The organism is Citromicrobium bathyomarinum (assembly GCA_001306305.2).
Classification (GTDB): Bacteria; Pseudomonadota; Alphaproteobacteria; order Sphingomonadales; family Sphingomonadaceae; genus Alteriqipengyuania; species Alteriqipengyuania bathyomarina.
Genome location: CP155577.1, coordinates 2,084,344 through 2,102,663 on the forward strand (window position 1 = coordinate 2,084,344; position 18,320 = coordinate 2,102,663).

At 65.1% G+C, this 18,320-nt stretch carries 15 protein-coding genes; 6 read left to right on the forward strand and 9 right to left on the reverse strand.

Annotated features, from left to right (window positions below):
* Window positions 1-66 precede the first annotated feature (66 nt).
* Both VO57_010485 and VO57_010490 read right to left on the reverse strand, forming a co-directional pair.
* Complete coding sequence (locus tag VO57_010485; GenBank protein ID XBL68563.1) at window positions 67-1,500, reverse strand: UdgX family uracil-DNA binding protein; 1,434 nt, start codon at window positions 1,498-1,500, stop codon at window positions 67-69.
* 115 nt (window positions 1,501-1,615) lie between these two features.
* Window positions 1,616-2,854, reverse strand: a complete 1,239-nt coding sequence (locus VO57_010490) for a putative DNA modification/repair radical SAM protein (protein XBL68564.1) — start codon at window positions 2,852-2,854, stop codon at window positions 1,616-1,618.
* Between the two features lie 270 nt (window positions 2,855-3,124).
* On the opposite strand from VO57_010490, the gene VO57_010495 reads away from it, so the two are divergent.
* The 3 genes from VO57_010495 to VO57_010505 all read left to right on the forward strand — a co-directional run bounded on the left by VO57_010495 (window position 3,125) and on the right by VO57_010505 (window position 5,027).
* Window positions 3,125-3,820 (forward strand): carbonic anhydrase family protein, encoded by a 696-nt coding sequence (locus VO57_010495; protein XBL68565.1) that lies wholly within the window; start codon window positions 3,125-3,127, stop codon window positions 3,818-3,820.
* A 116-nt stretch (window positions 3,821-3,936) separates the two neighbouring features.
* Window positions 3,937-4,587: a DUF2490 domain-containing protein gene (locus tag VO57_010500; protein XBL68566.1), complete on the forward strand. Its 651-nt coding sequence runs from the start codon at window positions 3,937-3,939 to the stop codon at window positions 4,585-4,587.
* 125 nt (window positions 4,588-4,712) lie between these two features.
* Complete coding sequence (locus VO57_010505; GenBank protein XBL68567.1) at window positions 4,713-5,027, forward strand: hypothetical protein; 315 nt, start codon at window positions 4,713-4,715, stop codon at window positions 5,025-5,027.
* A gap of 16 nt (window positions 5,028-5,043) precedes the next feature.
* Here VO57_010505 and VO57_010510 read toward each other — a convergent pair whose 3' ends face one another.
* Together VO57_010510 and VO57_010515 are read right to left on the reverse strand one after the other, a co-directional pair.
* The gene (locus VO57_010510; protein ID XBL71326.1) at window positions 5,044-6,597 is read right to left on the reverse strand and encodes a DUF6504 family protein; all 1,554 of its coding nucleotides are present in this window, start codon (window positions 6,595-6,597) and stop codon (window positions 5,044-5,046) included.
* A gap of 2 nt (window positions 6,598-6,599) precedes the next feature.
* Window positions 6,600-7,466 carry a hypothetical protein gene (locus VO57_010515; GenBank protein ID XBL68568.1) on the reverse strand — a complete coding sequence of 289 codons (867 nt, stop codon included), beginning with the start codon at window positions 7,464-7,466 and terminating at the stop codon, window positions 6,600-6,602.
* A 115-nt stretch (window positions 7,467-7,581) separates the two neighbouring features.
* On the opposite strand from VO57_010515, the gene VO57_010520 reads away from it, so the two are divergent.
* A complete protein-coding gene (locus VO57_010520; protein ID XBL68569.1) occupies window positions 7,582-8,067 on the forward strand; it encodes a pyridoxamine 5'-phosphate oxidase family protein in 486 nt (161 codons plus the stop codon).
* Between the two features lie 63 nt (window positions 8,068-8,130).
* On the opposite strand, the gene VO57_010525 is transcribed toward VO57_010520, so the two are convergent.
* Together VO57_010525 and VO57_010530 are read right to left on the reverse strand one after the other, a co-directional pair.
* Window positions 8,131-9,711 carry an amino acid permease gene (locus VO57_010525; protein XBL68570.1) on the reverse strand — a complete coding sequence of 527 codons (1,581 nt, stop codon included), beginning with the start codon at window positions 9,709-9,711 and terminating at the stop codon, window positions 8,131-8,133.
* Window positions 9,712-9,811: 100 nt separating this feature from the next.
* Window positions 9,812-11,251, reverse strand: coding sequence for a sodium-dependent transporter (locus tag VO57_010530; protein XBL68571.1), 1,440 nt, complete (start codon window positions 11,249-11,251; stop codon window positions 9,812-9,814).
* Window positions 11,252-11,383: 132 nt separating this feature from the next.
* On the opposite strand from VO57_010530, the gene panB reads away from it, so the two are divergent.
* Window positions 11,384-12,256, forward strand: a complete 873-nt coding sequence (gene panB, locus VO57_010535) for a 3-methyl-2-oxobutanoate hydroxymethyltransferase (GenBank protein ID XBL68572.1) — start codon at window positions 11,384-11,386, stop codon at window positions 12,254-12,256.
* Between the two features lie 51 nt (window positions 12,257-12,307).
* The gene (locus VO57_010540; protein XBL68573.1) at window positions 12,308-13,366 is read left to right on the forward strand and encodes a DUF475 domain-containing protein; all 1,059 of its coding nucleotides are present in this window, start codon (window positions 12,308-12,310) and stop codon (window positions 13,364-13,366) included.
* On the opposite strand, the gene prsR is transcribed toward VO57_010540, so the two are convergent.
* Genes prsR through VO57_010555 form a run of 3 tightly spaced genes read right to left on the reverse strand, consistent with a single transcriptional unit; the run spans window position 13,363 to window position 18,217 of the window.
* Window positions 13,363-14,727, reverse strand: a complete 1,365-nt coding sequence (gene prsR / locus VO57_010545) for a PEP-CTERM-box response regulator transcription factor (GenBank protein ID XBL68574.1) — start codon at window positions 14,725-14,727, stop codon at window positions 13,363-13,365. The genes VO57_010540 and prsR overlap by 4 nt on opposite strands.
* Window positions 14,727-16,832 carry an XrtA/PEP-CTERM system histidine kinase PrsK gene (gene prsK / locus VO57_010550; GenBank protein XBL68575.1) on the reverse strand — a complete coding sequence of 702 codons (2,106 nt, stop codon included), beginning with the start codon at window positions 16,830-16,832 and terminating at the stop codon, window positions 14,727-14,729. The genes prsR and prsK overlap by 1 nt, the downstream gene beginning before the upstream one ends.
* Complete coding sequence (locus tag VO57_010555; GenBank protein XBL68576.1) at window positions 16,832-18,217, reverse strand: TIGR03013 family XrtA/PEP-CTERM system glycosyltransferase; 1,386 nt, start codon at window positions 18,215-18,217, stop codon at window positions 16,832-16,834. Before VO57_010555 ends, prsK begins: the two co-directional genes overlap by 1 nt.
* Window positions 18,218-18,320 lie beyond the last annotated feature (103 nt).

The following is an 18,320-nucleotide window of genomic DNA, read 5'->3' on the forward strand; positions in this document are numbered from 1 at the left end:
GCGCACCGACCTGCAAAAGAAGCTGGACCCACGCCTTCGCGGGGGTGACGAGAAAAATGGAATGGCTCACTGCTCGGCCAAATCCGCCAACCGCGCGCGGACTGCAGCAAGGTCGGCATCGAACAACGCGGCCTGCTTCTCGCGCGCCTCGCCATCGAGGCGCAGGAGATAGGAAGGATGAGAGGTGACCCACAGCTCGCTGCCGTCCTCAAGCGGGATGGCCTGCCCGCGAACCTTGGAAATGCTGACGGTCTTGCCCAGCATCCCGCGTGCTGCGCTGGCACCCATGGCCAGCACCAGCTTCGGCTTCACCAGTTCGCGCTCGCCCTCGATCCACCAGCGGCAGGTGTCGATCTCCTTGGCAGTGGGCGACTGGTGCAGCCGCCGCTTGCCGCGCATCGTGAACTTGAAGTGCTTGACCGCATTGGTGACGTAGGCCGCACTGCGGTTGATCCCCGCGCGTTCCAGATGCACGTCGAGCAGTTGTCCGGCAGGGCCGACGAATGGCCGCCCTTCCTGATCCTCGTGATCGCCCGGCTGCTCGCCCACGATCATCAGCGCCGCATCGGAAGGCCCCTCGCCCATCACCGCGCGATTGTCCAAGCACCCGATCGGGCATTTGCGGCAGCCTTCGATAGCCTCGCCGATCGCCTCCAGGCTTTCGGGACGTGAGCCGTCATCGCGCTCTCCTGCCGCCACCATTTCGCTTTCCCGCTGCTGCGCACCCGCGATCAGTTCCGGGATAAGCGCGGCTTCGGGCAGATTCTTCCAGTATTTGCGCGGCATTTCGGAGAGCATCGCGCCCACTTTCAGTCGCGCGGGATTGAAGATCGACGCGTAGTAGGTGCGCCACAGGTCCTCGACCGGGTCGCCGTGCGGCGCGTCGGCCTTCTGCGCGGGTGGCCCCTCGCGCATGGTCTCGCCATCCCAGTGGAGCGTGCCCTGCGGCGTCAGGATCGACCAGCGCATGCTCGCAAACCGGCGCCGGAAGAAGCCCGCATTGGCGCGCAGGATGTGATGCTCGGGCTCGAACCAGGCGACGTAATGCTCGCCATCCTCTGCTTCGACCTGTCGGAAGCGGACGAAGGCGTGCATCTTGTGGCTGTCGCGCCGGACGTTCTTGTCGAGTTCCTCGACGCGGCCGACATCCGGATCGGCCTTGTCCTCCATGATCCGCGGATTGCGCTGGAGCCGCCAGAGCAGGCGATAGAGCAGCGCGAAACGCGCCGGATCGCGGTGCAGCGCGGCATTGCTCGCGAGGCTCAGGTAGCGCTTGCTCGCGCGGACCGGAGGGGCATCGGCGGGCGGCTCTGGCAGGCGCATGCCGCCGCTCGAAAAGAGATCGTCGGTCCCACCCGGCTCGACCCACGCGATCTTGTCGGGCGGAATATCGCATTGAATCAGCGCCCGCGCGCGTTCGCGCCAGAAAGCGAAGTCGTCGCTGCGCGGCAGCTGGACGGTGTAATGCGCGTGGGGTTTGACGTGCTGGAGCGCGGTCATGACGCATGCCCCAAGCCCTCACCCCCGCGCAGGCGGGGGTCCAGATAAGAGTGGTGGCACGAACCGGCGGTGTTAGCTGGGGCCCTGCTTTCGCAGGGGTGACGGGAAATGATGGTCATGCCGCAAACAGCTCCAGCTGCTCGGTCTTGGGTGCGAGCAGCGTGCGCAGGTCCGCGCGGTCGGTCAGCATCGTCGGGCGCCAGTCCACGGTGCAGATGAAGGGCCGCACCTTGGTCAGCGACACGGTCAGCCGCGCCACATCGTCGAGCCGCAAGGTCCGGTACCGACGCGAGGCGAGGATGCGGTGCACCGCTTTCACCCCCAGTCCCGGCACGCGCAGCAAATCCTCGCGGCTCGCGCGGTTGACGTCGACCGGAAAGCGTTCGCGGAATTTCAGCGCCCAGGCGAGCTTGGGATCGATGTCGAGTGGCAGGTTTCCGTCGGCCTCGGCCGCCTGCATGATCTCCTGCGGGCGGTAATCGTAGAACCGCATCAGCCAGTCGGACTGGTAGAGGCGGTGTTCGCGGATCAGCGGCGGGCGCTTCAAGGGTAGCACGGCGGAGGCATCGGGGATCGGCGAGAAGGCGCTGTAATAGACGCGGCGCAGGCCGAAACTGTCGTACAGCCGGCTCGCCCGGCCCACGATATCCGCATCGCTCGCCGCGTCGGCACCGACGATCATCTGGGTCGACTGGCCCGCGGGCGCAAAGCGCGGCGCGTGCTTGAACCGCTTCTTCGCATCCTTCGCCTCGACGATATCGCTACTGGTCTTGCCCAGTGCGCCCTCGATCTGGCGCGCATCCTTGTCCGGCGCGAGGCGCGTCAGCCCCGCATCGGTCGGCAGTTCGACATTGATCGAGACGCGATCGGCGTAAAACCCCGCGCGGTGAATGATCTCCGGGTCCGCCTCGGGGATCGTCTTCAGATGGATATAGCCCCGGAAATCGTGCTCCTCGCGCAGGATGCGCGCGGCCTCCACGATCATCTCCATCGTGTGGTCGGAGCTCTTGATGATGCCCGAGGAGAGGAACAGCCCCTCGATATAATTGCGGCGATAGAAACTCAGCGTCAGGTCCGCGACCTCCTGCGGTGTGAAGCGCGCGCGCTGCACATTGGAACTCTTGCGATTTATGCAATAGTGGCAATCGAAGATGCAGTGATTGGTCAGCAGGATTTTCAGCAGCGAGATACACCGGCCATCGGGCGCGTAGGCATGGCAGATACCCATCCCCTCGGTCGAGCCGATTCCCCCGCTTTTGCTGTTGCGCTTGGCCGTGCCGGACGAGGCGCACGACGCGTCATACTTGGCCGCATCGGCGAGTATTTTCAGCCGGTCGAGGATCGGAGAGCTCATTTGTTCTTTATATGTTCACTTTGCCTTCCTGCCTAGCCCCCTTGTCAAATCGTCCCTTTCATGCATATAGTGCAACTGCGGGACCGGGCCCCTCTGGCGCGTCAATGACGCGTGATGTCGGACCGCATCATTAGTCGAAGGGCTGCAACAGCCCTCAGGATGAAGATGCGCGTGCGACCGGGGAAAGCGATCTTTCCGATTACTCCATCGCACGCACAAGGGATGGAGAATGACGTGAAAAGTTTCGTTCTTGGTTTCACCGCAATTTCAATGATGACCGCCACCGCCGTGACTGCCCAGTCGCTCGACTGGCGCTATACCGATGGCACGGCGCCCGAACACTGGGCCAAGGCCAATGCCAGCTATGCTGCGTGCGATGCGGGCAAGATGCAAAGCCCGATCGATCTCAACCAGGCCAATGCGATCGGCGATATCGAACTTTCGACGAATTACGGCCCGGCAAAGGCGAAGCTCAGCCTGGGCCAGCACAAGGTGCAGATCGATGCAGCAGAAGGCCAGGGCATGGTTTCGGGCGACCGCCAGTTCAACCTGATCCAGGTGCACTTCCACACCCCCTCGGAGCATGCGATCGACGGCAAGCGCTATCCGCTGGTGGCCCACTTCGTCCACGCGACGGATGACGGCACGCTGGGTGTTCTGGGCGTGATGTTCGAGGAAGGCGAGGCCAATCCCGGGCTGCAGGCAATCATCGACGCGCTGCCGCAGGGAAACAAGGCGAGCTTCGACATAGACCTGGCCGAGATGGTGCCCGAGGAGCTGCAGGTCTATCGCTACATGGGATCGCTGACCACGCCGCCGTGCAGCGAAAACGTCAACTGGCATGTCGTCGAGGAGGTGCTGGAGGCAAGCCCGGCGCAGATCGCGGTCATGGAGCAGGCGCTCGGCATGAGCGCGCGTTCGATCCAGCCCGCCAACAACCGGCTGATTGTTGCTCCCGCAGACTGACCGGCCATGACAACCGATGGGTGCCGGCCCCCTGAGCGGGGTCGGCACCTGTGTCGACATCACGCAGCGGCCCTGCGCGCGTGCCGACCGGGCCGTGTCAGCGAGGAATTGACATAATGCGACATTTGGCACCTGCGATCGCGGTGGTGGCGGCCATCGCGAGTCCCGCCCACTCGTCTGACGAGGGGTTCGAAGTGTGGCTCAACCCGTCCATCTCAACCGATCTCGACGCGGACACCGCTGTCGAGCTGGAGACCGCTCAGCGCTTGCGCAGTGCAGACGACGGGCGGGTCGACACCTACTTCTTTCGCCTGTGGCTGAAGCAGGATCTGACCGACGCGTTCACCCTAGCGGGCGCGGTCGAGCGACGGATCAATGATGGCGGTTGCGACGAAACCCGTACCATGCAGCAGCTTTCGGGCCGGCACGGTGTGCTGCGCACGCGGCTACGGTTCGAACAGCGTTTCGTCGACGGGGCCGACCGCAGTGGGCTGCGGCTGCGCCCGCGGGTGGGCGTGTCCTTCCCACTGGATGAAGCCGGACGCTGGTCGGCCGGTGCCAATGCGGAACTGTTCTGGACCCTTCTCAGCACACGCGCGGGCGGTGACGATGGCATTACCGGCCTGCGCACGCAGATCGGGCTTGGATATGAAGTGAGCGACCGGGTCGAACTCAGCCTCACCTATCTGCGCCAGCAGGACTTTGAGCCGGGCGGCCCGGACAAGGTAGGACATGCGCCGCTGATCGGGCTCGAATATTCCTTCTAGCCATCACCTGGCGATCCCGGGCCTGGGGATATCGTACGCGCGGTCGGTGTACAAAAGCCCTTTGTGATCCGCATCTTGCGATCTCGTGTCCATTGACGCATGATTGCGTTGGAGGAGAGTACGACATGGATGATCTTTCGATCACGTCGGGTATTGCGAACCGCATCTGGCGCGTGGCGTTGTGGGGTTCCTTTCTCGCCATCCTGATTGCACCGCTGGTCGCGATGCAATTCACCGGCGAGGTGCACTGGACCCCCTTCGATTTTGCTGTGGCGGCGGTGCTGCTGGGCGCGACTGCGCTGGCGATCGAGTTCGCAATCCGCGCCATCGCCCGGCCCGTCTGGTGCGTGGCCGCCGTGCTCGGCATCCTCGCCGTGCTGCTGCTGGTATGGGCCGAGGTGGCGGTGGGGGTGTTCGGGACGCCTTTCTCGGGCAGCTAATAGGGCCGCGATCGCATCAGGCATACAGGCCCTGCAAGAACCACTCAGGCACCCCGCCGCGTCCGTCGCCCGCAATACCGTAGCGATAAATCCAGTAGCGGCGCCCGGCATCATCCTCGATCCGGTAATAGTCGCGCAGCCGCGCGCTGCCGCGTTCGCGCCACCATTCGGGCGCGATCCGTTCCGGACCCTCGACCCGCGCGATCTCGTGCACTTCGCCGCGCCAGCGAAACCTTTGCGGAAAACCGTCGGGCGTGGCGTAGAGCACCGCGATCGGCTCCGCACGGTCGAGCAGCTTGAGCGGGCGCGCGTGGAAGCGAAAAGCTTCCTGCTCAGGTGGTTCGGGCGATAGTGGCGGCTGCCAGGCTTGCGAGCGTTCGGGCACATGGCTTCCCTTCAGCACCGGGCGGCGCACTGCCTTGGGGCCGAGACGCGTGGTCAACCGGTCCACGAAAGCGGATAGCGAGGTGCCGTGCCGTTCGGCAGCGGCCTCGATGTCGTCCTGGCTAGCGGGCAGCGCCTCCGCCCAGCTCGCGCGCAGGCGAACCAGCTCGATCCCGAAGCCCGCGTCGATATCGCCCAGCTTTTCGCCTAACAGCCGCACGATATGGGTCGCATCGCGGGTCGCGGCGGCGAGTTCGAGCCGGCGCACGATCACCTCGCCATCCACGCGCCACATGCCCAGATCGAGCCGCCGGGCACCGGTGCCCTGCCCTTCCAGCTCGCAGATCATGTCTTGCGCAAGATCGGCGAGCACCCGGTCGAGCAGATCGCGATGGCGAATCGGCTCCATCAATCTGCGCTGCACCAGCGGCACTTGCTGCGGCACCACCGGCAGCAGCGGTTCGGGCACCCGGCCGAGCAGCTGGTCCATCCGGACCAGCGGGTTGGCGGCGGGCGATTTGCGGTTGCGGAAACGGCGATGGAGTGCGTCGCGGCCCACCGTGCCCAGCTCGCCGAGCCGCTTGAGCCCGAGCCGCCGCAGCACGGTGAGCACGTCGCCGTCGAGCCGCAGCGCGGCAACCGGCAGATCGGACAGGCGCGCCTCCATATCGTCTTGGGGGGCGAGAATGCTGCGATCCGGCCCGTAATGCGCCAGCGCCCATGCCGCGCCAGAGGTAGGCGCGATCGCCGCGCGCATGGCGAAGCCGCGATGCGTGAAGGCATGATGGACATCCGCCAGCAACTTCGCCTCGCCGCCGAACAGGTGCGCCACTGCGGTCACATCGACCAGCAGGCCGTTGGGTGGGTCGAGCGCGGACCACGGGCCCCAGCGCATGGCCCACGCGGCAAGCTTTTCCAGCTCGGCAAGATCGCCCGCCGGATCGCCGGGTACAGCGACGATCGAGGGACACAGCGTGCGCGCATCGGCGAGCATGGTGCCGATCCGCGCGCCTGCGTTTCGCGCTGCGCTGTTCGTCGCCTGGATGCGCGGGCCGTGCGCGGTCTCGGCAATCAGGACCAGCGGCTGCGCGTCCGCGCCTTCGCCCCGCGCGCAGCCTTCACCCAGACGCCAGCGGTCGATCGCGAAGGCGGCAAGCCAGATCGAGAGGATGCGGCGGGGCGCCATACTCAACCAAGAACCCTCTCCCCGTCGGGGGAGAGGATGGCGACACTTGCTCCGAAGGAGCTCACAGGGCCTAGAGAAGGGGACTTGCCATTTGGAACCTTAGTTCGCCCCTCTCCAACTCCGGCTAGGTCGCTATGCGACCAAGCCTTCGTATCCTCTCCCCGCACGGGGAGAGAGGTTTCGCGCTCCGCCACCAACGCCTCCGCATCCTCGCTCAATCGCCACAGGCCCGGCGGATGCTTGCGCGCGCGGAACAGTTCGGCCTGCCACGCAGGCACGCCCGGAGCCTGACGGTTCCATTGCGGCCTTGCCGAGGGAGCAGCCTGCACCGCCCACCGTTGCCGCGCGGACGAAAGATCGCGCGTCCCATCGAGGCGCACCAGCGTCAGCGGGACACCGTACTTTTCCGCAGCCAGCGTCAGCCGGCGCGAGGCGGTGAAATCGAGCGCGCGGGGGCTGCCCACGATCTCGCCGATCACGAAGGCAACATCGCGGCAGCGCACCGCCTCTTCCAGCGCGAACAGCGCATCCTCGTCCTTCTCGGCGAGCACGTGGATCAGGCGGTGACGAATTTCCTGCGGCAGGCCTGCCCGGAACGGGCGCCCACCGCGCTTCACCGCGGCGCGAGTCTGCACCCACACCACCGCGCGGCGATCCTCCGCCTCCTCCCCCTCTTCGCGCACCCGGTGTCGCCACGCGTCCAGCGCCAGAGCGAGCGCCGCGCCCGCCCCGCTGCCCTCTCGACCGGAGGCGAAGATTTCGCTTTGCGCGACGGCATCCAGCCCGGGCTGCCAGCGCTGTGCGGTGGCATCCGATGCAAGCTGGGCGGCGGTGGGAAGGCTGTCTTGGATCATGGCGGAACGACTCATATGTTCCTTTTATGTTCCATTTTATTCCGGACGGCAAGCATCCGGCGAAGGCCGTTCCATCCGGGGCTCGAAACCATCTCCCCTCCTCGCCGTTGGAGAAACAAAGGAGATCACAATGAGATACAATGAAGGCAAGGCCGACGAACTGCGTGAGAAATTCTGGAAGGCGCTGGCAGACAGCCCCTACCTGTTCCTCCAGCTTGACACCGATCCCAAGAGCGCGGTGCCGATGTCGCCGCAGCTCGACAAGGATGCCAACAGCTCGATCTGGTTCTTCACCCATACCAAGAGCGATTTCGCCAAGCTGGGCGCGGCGACCGCGACCTTCGAGGGCGAAGACCACAAGATGTTCGCGCGCTTCCACGGCACGTTGACCAAGGAGACGAGCCAGGAGCGGTTCGACCAGTTCTGGAATAACTTCGTCGAAGCTTGGTACGATGGCGGCAAGGACGATCCCGACATCCTGTTCCTGCGCATGGATCTGGGCGATGCCGAAATCTGGAACGGCGACATGGGCCTGCTCGACGTCGCCAAGATGGCGCTGGGCATGAACGTCCACGAGGACGCGAAAGACAAGCACGTCAAGGAAACGTCGCTCTAAGCGAGCATTTCCAGCTTATGGAAAAGGGGCACATCCGAGAGGATTGCGCCCCTTTTTCATGCATCAGGCAGGCGGCGGCTCGATCGGCACCATCGTTTGCTCACCCGCGACATCGTCGACCACTTCCACGATCCCGCGCCCCAGATGGCTGCGCGAGCGGCTGTAGGCGAAGTAGATCACGATCCCGAGCAGGCCCCAACCGGGCAGGAACAGCATCGCCTCGTATGGCAGGTTGAGGAACAGGAACACGCAGCCCGCAATCGTCAGCGGCGCAATCAACCACGCCGCAGGCACCCGGAACGCCCGTTTGCGCGAAGGATCGCGACGGCGCAGCACCAGCAGCGCGACCGCCACCATCATGAAGGCGTAAAGCGTGCCAGCGTTCGAGATATCGGCCAGCTTGCCGACCGGGAAGAACGCTGCACCCAGGGCCACCGCGCCGCCGGTGAGCATGGTCACGATATGCGGCGTCTTGAACTTCGGGTGCACCCGGCTGAGGCTTTCGGGCAGCAACCCGTCGCGCGCCATCACGAAGAAGATGCGCGTTTGCCCGTAGATCAGCACCAGAATGACCGATGGCAGCGCAAGGAACGCGGCGATGCCCAGCAGGTTACCGATGCCCGACCAGCCGATCTGGCGCAGTACATGCGCCAGTGCCTCGTTCGAGCAGACCAGCGGCAGTTGGTCCGCGGCATAGGTCGCGCACTGGCGCGCGAGCTCTTCCGACCCGGTCGGGAACGGCACGCCGTTCGGCCCCATGATCGGCTGCCCGCCAATGGTGCCGATCGCGCCCGCCGCGACCAGGATGTAGAACACCGTGCAGAACAGCAGCGATCCGACCAGCCCGATGGGCACGTTGCGCTGCGGGTTCTTGGTCTCCTCCGCCGCGGTGGAGACTGCATCGAAGCCCACATAGGCGAAGAAAATCGTCGCCGCCGCGCCGACTGCGCCGAGCCCCGAGCCAAAGCCGCCGAACACGCCGGCAGGCAGGAACGGGTTGAAATGGCTCGCGTCGAAATCCGGGCTGGTGAAGGTCAGCGCAATGAACGCCGTCAGCGCGGTCACCTTGATCAGCACCAGCACCGCGTTGACCTTGGCACTCTCGCTCGTCCCCACGATCAGCAGGCCGGTCACCAGCAGCGCGATGATCAGCGCGGGCAGGTTGATCAGCCCGCCCGGTGCGCCGCCCAGCACCAGCGGCCCGGCGGCAAGCCAGGCCGGCAGCTGGACGCCGAGAATTTCGTTGAGGAAAGTGCCGCTGAAATAGCCCGACCAGCCGACCGACACGGCAGCGGCGGCGATCGCGTATTCCATGATCAGCGCCCAGCCTACGGTCCACGCAAGCAACTCGCCCACGCTGGCGTAGCTATAGGTATAGGCAGAGCCCGCGACAGGAATCATCGAGGCGATCTCTGCATAGCAGAGCGCCGCGATGATGCAGACCGCTCCGGCGATGGCGAAGGCGAGCATCAGGCCCGGTCCAGCCTTCTGCGCGCCTGCCGCCGTCAGAACGAAAATCCCCGTGCCGATCACGCAGCCGATGCCGAACAGCATCAACTGGAACCAACCGAGAGTGCGATGGAGAGACTTCTTCTCCGCCGTCGCCAGAATGGCGTCGAGCGGCTTTACGCGGCCGAAAATCATGGGCGCAGATCCACGGTCCGGTTGCGAGACCCCCTCGCCCTGCCGACCGCGTCTGCGCCAATATTACAACTCGAAGACCTCGGGAAGCCGGATTCTTGCCTCAGCTCAGCAGGCTGGGGAACAATCCGGTAACCAGAATGGTCGCCACCGCCAGCGGGCACAGCCACGCGAGCAGGAAGCGCCACAGCGCAAAGACCGGCGCGGAAAGCTGGGTGGTCGTCTCCAGCAGCCGCCGGTCCGCCTTCCAGCCGATGAAGATCGAGGTCAGCAGCGCGCCCAGCGGCAGCATGATCTTGCCGGTGAACCCGTCCACCGTGTCGAGGATGTCGGTATCGGCGAAGATCGGCCAGAACGACAGCGGCCGCACATCCGACCACACGTTGTAGCCCAGCAGGCAGGCGATGCCGATCAGGAAAGCGCCCCCGCCGAAGACCAGCGCGGAGGTCGTCCGGCTCCAGCCCAGTTCTCCGATCCCGTAGGCGGTCGGCACTTCGAGCAGCGAGATCGAGCTGGTGATCGCGGCGACCAGCACCAGGATGAAGAACAGCAACCCGATGAGCGAGCCCGCCGGCATTGCCTCGAACGCGAAGGGTAGCGTCTGGAACACCAGCGTCGGCCCTGCTGCGGGGTCGAGCCCCACGGCGAACACGATGGGGAAGATCATGAGCCCGGCGATCAGCGCCACCGCGGTGTCGGCGATCGCGATGGTGACCGCAGTCGATCCCAGCGGAGTGCCTTCGCGGATATAGGAGCCATAGGTGATGATCCCCGCCACGCCGAGCGAGAGCGAGAACAGCGCCTGACCCAGCGCCGAGTTCATGACCTCAGGCGTCAGGCGCGACCAGTCGGGGGTGAAGAGGAAGGCTGCCGCCTCGCTAACGTCGCCGACGACGGCGCCGTAGATGGTGATTCCGATCAGCAACACGAAGAAGGCGGGCATGAGCCAGGTCGCGGCCTTTTCGATCCCGCCCGATACGCCGCGCGCCACGATGAACAGCGTGCCGCCCATGAAGGCGAAGTGCATCCCCAGCAGCAGGCTGGGGCTGGCGAACAGGTTGGTCAGGCGGTTGGCGATCTCGTCCTGGCTCTGCCCTTCCAGCGCGCCCCGGAAGGGATCACCCGCAGCAATGGCCGAACCGAAATCGGCGGCGAAGACGCCCGCGTAGTAGAGCACCCAGCCCGCGACGACCGAATAGAAGGAGACGATCAGGAAGGCCGCCAGCGCACCGATCGCACCGAACGAAACCCAGCCCTTGGAGACGTTCGATTCCTCGGCGACGCGGCGAATGGAGCCGATCGCATCGGTCTGCCCTGCCCGGCCGATGAAGATTTCCGCCAGCAGCAGCGGCAGGCCCAGCAGGAACACGCAGCCGATATAGAAAATCACGAAGGCCCCGCCCCCGCTCTCGCCAGCCAGTGTCGGAAACCGCCAGAGATTGCCCAGCCCCACCGCTGCGCCGATCGCGGCGAGGATGAATGCCGAGCGCGAGGACCAGCCCTCAGCCGAGGTTGTCCCCGTGGTTGTCGATGTGGCGACCATTGAAATTCTCTCCCTGCCGCACCTCTCGGGCGCGGTTTACCCTTTGCATTGGCGGGGCTTTTGCAATGTTTCTTCCGCCACGTCGAGTGCTGTGCTTTGCGTTTGTCCCGTCGAGGGGCTAGCACGCGGTCCATGTCGACAACCTTCCAGATCGATACGGCGACCAGCCGCGCGACCCCCACCCCGCAGCCGATGAAGCGGCTGACGGTCCCCAAGATCCAGAATCGCAAGGCGGATGGCGAAACCAAAGAGCCGCTGGTGATGCTGACCGCATACACCGCACGCCAGGCCCAGTTGCTGGACGAGCATTGCGACCTGCTGCTGGTCGGCGACTCGCTCGGCCAAGTGATCTACGGCTTGCCCTCCACGCTTCAGGTTACGCTCGACATGATGTGCGCGCATGGTGCCGCCGTGGTTCGCGGCAGCTATCACTCCGTGGTCGTGGTCGACATGCCTTTCGGCGCGTATGAGGGCAGCCCGCAGCAGGCCTTCGAAAGCGCGAGCCGGATCATGGCCGAAACCGGCTGTGCGGCGGTGAAGCTGGAAGGCGGCGAGGCGATGGCGGAGACCATCTCGTTCCTCTCGCAGCGCGGCATCCCGGTGATGGCGCATATCGGCCTCACCCCGCAGGCGGTGAACGCGCTGGGCGGCTATGGCGCACGCGGACGCAGCCAGGAAGAGCACGCCAAGATCATCTCAGACGGCAAGGCCGTGCAGGAGGCAGGTGCCTTCGCTGTCGTGGTCGAAGGCGTGGTCGAACCGATCGCGGTCTCGCTGACCCAGTCGCTTGAAATCCCGGTGATCGGCATCGGCGCTTCCGCCCAGTGCGACGGGCAGGTGCTGGTGGTGGACGACATGCTCGGCATGTTCGAACGCGTGCCCCGCTTCGTGAAGAAATACGGCAACCTCGCCGAAGAGATCACCGACAAGGTGCAGCAATACGCCAGCGAAGTGCGCGCGCGCAGCTTCCCGACCGAAGACCAGACGTACCAGCCCAAGAGCTAGTCTCCCCCTCAACCCACCGGATCGCCCCGGCACCGCACGGACACCAATTTCGTGAACACACTTCTGCGACATTACTGGGGCTCGCTGCTCTTCACTCTCGTGTGCTTCATCGCGGCCGGGTTCTACGCCTGGAACGCGGGCGGCAGTGTCGGCAGCGTGGCCCACGTGCTGTGGATCGTGCTGGTCCTCTCGATCCTCGAAATCTCGCTCAGCTTCGATAACGCAGTGGTCAACGCGACCGTGCTGCGCGAGATGGACGAGAAGTGGCAGCGCCGCTTCCTGACATGGGGCATACTGATCGCGGTGTTCGGGATGCGGATCGTCTTCCCACTCGCGATCGTGGCCGTAGCGGCCAACCTCGATCCGCTGTCCGCAATAGACCTCTCGCTCAACGATCCGGAGCGCTACGAGGCGATCGTATCATCGGCGCATGTCGGCATCGCAGGCTTCGGCGGTGCCTTCCTGACCATGGTCGGGCTGAATTTCTTCTTCGACGGCGACAAGGATGTCGACTGGATCCGCGGGCTGGAGCTGGCGCTGCGCCGCTTCTCCGAAATCCGCGCGGCGGAGATCGGCATCCTACTGCTGATGCTCTACGGCATTTCCACGATGCTGCCCGAAGGTGAGGCGATGGTCTTCCTGACCGCCGGCATCCTGGGCCTGGTCACCTACATCGCGGTAGATGCGATCGGCACGGTGCTGGACAAGGTGGAACGCCGCAAGATGGCCGAAGGCGCGGTGCGATCCGGCCTCGGCGGGTTCCTCTACCTCGAAGTGCTCGACGCGAGCTTTTCCTTCGACGGGGTGATCGGGGCCTTCGCGCTCTCGAACAACATGCTGATCATCGCACTGGGGCTGAGCATCGGGGCGCTGTTCGTGCGTTCGATGACAGTCCACCTCGTGCGCGCGGGCACGCTGACCAAGTACCGATTCCTCGAACACGGGGCCTTCTGGGCGATCATCGCGCTGGGCCTGATCATGCTGCTGTCCGCGAAATTCCACATTTCGGAGAGCATCACCGGTCTGATCGGCGCAGTGCTGATCGGCATCTCGCTGCTGTGGTCGATGCGCTACAACCGCAAGCACGGCATCGAGCGCGAAACCGCCTAGTTCTGCAGATCGTACTGCTTGAGCAGATCGTAGAGCGTCGGCCGCGACACGCCGAGCAGCTTTGCGCTGCCCGAGATATTGCCTTCCGTCCGCGCCAGCGCCTTGCGGATCACCTGCCGGTCGACCTGCTCGCGCGCGCCCTTCAGGTTGAGAGGCGCGGCATCGTCCATATCCGGTGATGCCAGATCGAGGTCTTCGGCGCCGACCAGCTTGCCGTCGGCCATGATCACCGCGCGCTTCACCCGGTTCTCCAGCTCGCGGACATTGCCCGGCCACTTGTGCGCGTCGAGCGCGGCGAGCGCATCGGGCGCAAAGCCCTTTACCGAGGGGTTCATTTCCTGCGCGAAGCGGTTGAGGAAGGCCTTGGCAAGCAGCGCAGCATCGCCTGCACGTTCGCTGAGCGAGGGGATGCGCACGACGATCTCCGCCATGCGGTAGTAGAGATCCTCGCGGAACGTCTCTTCGCCGATCATTGCGTCGAGATCGCGGTGGGTGGCGCAAACGATCCGCGTGTCGACCGCAATCGCCTTGCGGCCACCTATCCGCTCGATCGTGCGTTCCTGCAAAAAGCGCAGCAGCTTGACCTGCAGGGCCAGCGGAATGTCGCCCACCTCGTCGAGGAACAGCGTCCCGCCGTGGGCGGCTTCGATCTTGCCCTCGGTGGTCTTGACCGCGCCGGTAAAGGCGCCCTTCTCGTGCCCGAAAAGCTCGCTTTCGAGCAGGTTTTCGGGGATCGCGGCGCAGTTGATCGCAACAAAGGCCCCCTCGCGGCGCGGACTTGCGTCGTGAAGGCCGCGTGCGAGCAGTTCCTTGCCCGTCCCGCTCGCGCCCAGCAGCATTACCGATGCGTCGGTGTTCGCCACCCGCTCGATCGTGCGGGCGACCTTCACCATCTCGGGTGCGCCGGTGATCAGCGTGCCGAGCACGGTCTTGGTCTTGCCGACCTTCTCCGCCAGGCGACGGTTCTCCGCCTCGATCCGGTGGAGGTTGAGCGCACGCGATACGATCAGTTCCAGCGCCGCAATATCGACCGGCTTGTGGTAGAAATCATAGGCCCCCGCCGCGATCGCATCGAGCACGCTTTCATGCGCGCCGTGCCCGCTGGCGATAATCACCTTGGTCGCGGGGGCCTGTGCCATGATTGCGTCGAGCACTGCGAAGCCCTCGCTTGTACCGTCCGGATCGGGCGGCAGGCCGAGATCGAGCGTGACCACCGGCGGTGCCTCCGCGCGCAGGATCGCCAGCGCATCCTCGCGCGTACCGGCCACGAACACCTGATAGCCTTCGAAAGCCCATTTGAGCTGCGTCTGCAGGCCCTCGTCGTCTTCGACGATCAGCAGCTTGGGTTTGGGATCGCTCATCAGGCTGCCTCGCGGGAGAGTTTCTTGTCGACCGGTTCGCTTGCGACGCCGACCAGTTCGATGGTGAAGCGCGTGCCCAAGCCGACCCGCGACTGGACCAGCAGCCGCCCGCCCATCGCACGGATCAGTTCGCGCGCCTCCAGAGCGCCGATTCCGAAGCCATCGGATTTGGAGCTGACGAAGGGCGCATAGAGCTTGTCGCGCAGGAAGGCCGGGTCCATCCCTTCGCCGACATCGACGATATCGATGCTGGCGCCAATGTGGTCCCCGTGGATCGCAACGCAGACCGGCGCGTTCGCGGGGCTTGCGTCGAAGGCGTTCTGGATCAGGTGAACCAGCGCCTGCTCCAGCCCCTCACGATCGGCCATCGCGGCACCTTCTCCCGTGATCGAAACGCGGGCCTGCGACGAAGGCCCGAAGCGGGCCGCAACATCATCCATCAGGTGCGCCAGCTCGACCCGTTCGAGCTCGGGCGCGCGCTGGTTGCCATACCGGCCAAGCCGCTGAATCAGTCCGTTGAGCTTGGCGGTGCTGGTGCCCAGCGTCTTGAGCATATCCTCGCGAAACGCGGGATTATCCGCGTGGCGCTGCGCATTGTGCGACAGCAGCGAAAGCTGGCTGGCGAGGTTCTTGATGTCGTGGAGGACGAAGGCCATCCGCCGATTGAACTCGTCGAACCGCGCCGCTTCCATCAGCGCGTGCTGCCCCGCCTGTTCGGCAAGATAGCTGGCCAGCTGACGCCCCACGACCTTGAGCAGGTCGAAATCCTCCCAATCGAGCTGGCGATCGATCAGCGGCCGGGCAAGCAGCACCGCACCCTGCAACCGGTCGAAATGGCGCAAAGGCACGATCGCCCAGCTCGCGCTGTCTGCGTCGAGCCAGGCAGGCAGCGGATCGACATCGCCTGCCTCGGACTTTCCCGAACGCCATTGTTCGAGATCGATCACGTAGTCGTTTTGCGAAAGGAAGCCGGCCAGTTGATCCGGCAGGCTCACCACATCGTCAGCCAGCGTGGGCCAGCGCCAGGTCTCCGCAAGGACAAGCGTGCCTTCGGGATCGGGCAGGAACAGCGCGGCAGACGGGCTCTCGGTAATGTCCGCCATCGCCTTGGGCACGCGCAGATGTAGCGCATCGCCAGCCTCTCCGCCACGTCCGATCGTATCGGCAAGCCGCAGCCACTCGGCCCGGTAATCGTAGCGATGGCTGAACAGATGCTTCTGCGCGGTCACCTTCAGCCATGCGCGAAACCGTTCGGACGGCAGCCACAGCGCCATTACGGTCAGCAACGCGACCAAGAAACCGACCTGCGCAAGCCGCGCTCCATCCGCTTCCATCAGGTTCAGCACCCGCGCGAGACCCGCCATCGCAAGCAGATAGCCGCCGATCAGCAGCAGCGAGAGCGAACGGAACGCCACCTTGCGCGAGGCACGAAAGCGCAGAGCGCTCACATCCGCGCCCAGCGCCATCGCCAGCGGCACAAATGCGATTGCGACCACGACCCCGCGCAGCGCCGCGATCTGGTCCGGAAATTCGCCCGACAGCCAGGTCGCGGCGTAGTAATTCAATTCGAACAGCCACAGCGCAGACAGCGAGATCGCGACCCACCGCGTGCTCGCCCGGTCGCGATGCGAGGCACCGACATAGAGATTGTGCAGCAGGACCAGCGCGCCGATCGCGACGAGCATGTGGAACAGCGAGGATACGCGCAGTGCGGCGGCGGCAAATTCAGGCCCTGCATCGATCAGTGCGTCTGCGGCCAGCACGGCGCCCTGCAACAGCTCAACAAACACCAGGCTGACGATCACGAAGCGCACCTTGCGCGCGCTCTCCTGATCCACCCCGCCCGCGAACAGCGCATGGACCAGCGCCAGCCAGCTGAGGTTGCGCAACACCTCCGCCCCCGCAGTGACCAGCGCCGCCGGGCCGAGCGCGGCGAGCACGCCCGCCCACACACCCGTCAGGCACAGCGCGAACAGCCCCGCGATCCGCTCACGCCGCCAGGGCAGCGGCCTGCGGCACAGCCAGATCGCGGCCAGAGCGCAGGCCGCGGCGCATACGGTATGGCTAGCCAGAGCGATCACATGCCACAATCCCGCGTCGGCCATCAGCGCGCGCCTTCGGGATAGAGGATCACCCGCAGCGTCTGGAGCAGGATCAGCAGGTCGAGAAAGGGGGTGTAGTTCTTCGCGTAGTAGAGATCATACTCCAGCTTGTGCCGTGCATCCTCGATACTCGCGCCGTAGGGGTAGTTGATCTGCGCCCACCCGGTGATCCCCGGCTTCACCATATGGCGTTCGGCATAGAAGGGCAGCTGGTCCTCCAGATCGCCGACGAATTTCGGCACTTCCGGACGCGGGCCGACGAAGCTCATCTCGCCCTTCAGCACGCTCCAGGTCTGGGGCAGCTCGTCGATCCGGACCTTGCGAATGAAGCGGCCCAGGCGGGTTACTCGTGGATCGCCGACGGTGGCCCACTGCGCGCCATCCTTCTCCGCATCGGTGCGCATGCTGCGCAGCTTGAGCAGGACGAAGGGCCGCCCGTGGAGGCCGACCCTCTGTTGGCGAAAGAAGGCCGGGCCCTTGCTATCCAGCTTCACGAGGATGGCGAACAGGGCGATCACCGGCAGGGTGATGGTCAGCACGATCAGGCTGGCGATGATATCCACGGTTCGCTTGGTGATGCTCGACCAGCGCCGCCCGGCGGAAAACCCGTCCGAAAAGATCAACCAGCTGGGATTGAGCGTGTCGAGATCGACGCGTCCCGTCTCGCGCTCGAGGAAGCTGGAGACCTCGTGCACCGGCACGCCTTTCGTGCGCACGCGGACCAGATCCGCCAGCGGCAGCGCATTGCGACGTTCTTCCAGCGCGAGCACCACCTCGGTCGCGCGGACACGTTCGACGAAAGCGCCCAGATCGCCCAGATCGTCGCGCCCTATGGCCTGTTCGAGAATACGATGGGGTTCGTTCATCGCGATGAAGGCCACGATCTTGAAACCGCTGTCGCCACACTCTTCGAGCGCCTTGAGCCGGGCGGCGCGGGTACCGGCGCCCATTACGACGACGCGCCGTTTGAGGTTCTCGCGGTTGACCGCATGGCTGAGTGCAATGCGGGTTAGGCCCATCATGACCTGGGCCAGGCCAAGGGCATAGAGCAGCGTAGAACGCCAGAATCCGACGGTCGGCAGCACGAAGTCGAGCACCGCCAGTGCTACCCCGGCGAGCGAAAGCGCGACCAGCGAGCGGGCAAAGGCATAGCGCGGGCTGCGCAGCGCCTCGGGGCTGTAGAGCCCCAAGGCGATTAGCGACAGCGAGCAGATAATTGTAAAACCGATGATCGGCGGAAGCCGCTCGGTCCACGGGCCAACCTCGATCCCGATCTGCATCGCGCGCAGGTGCCACGCGAGATCGCCTGCAAGCAGCAGCAAAACAAGGTCGCAGAAGCCGTAAAGCAACACGGCCTGCGGGATATAGTGCTTGAACAGCCTGATCATCGCGCCCTGCCGGAACCCTTCTCCGCAACGTTCTGCGGAGGTTCGGCTTAGGGGCGAGTGATGAAATGTCGGTAAATTTTACACCCTGCCGAAAACCTCCGGC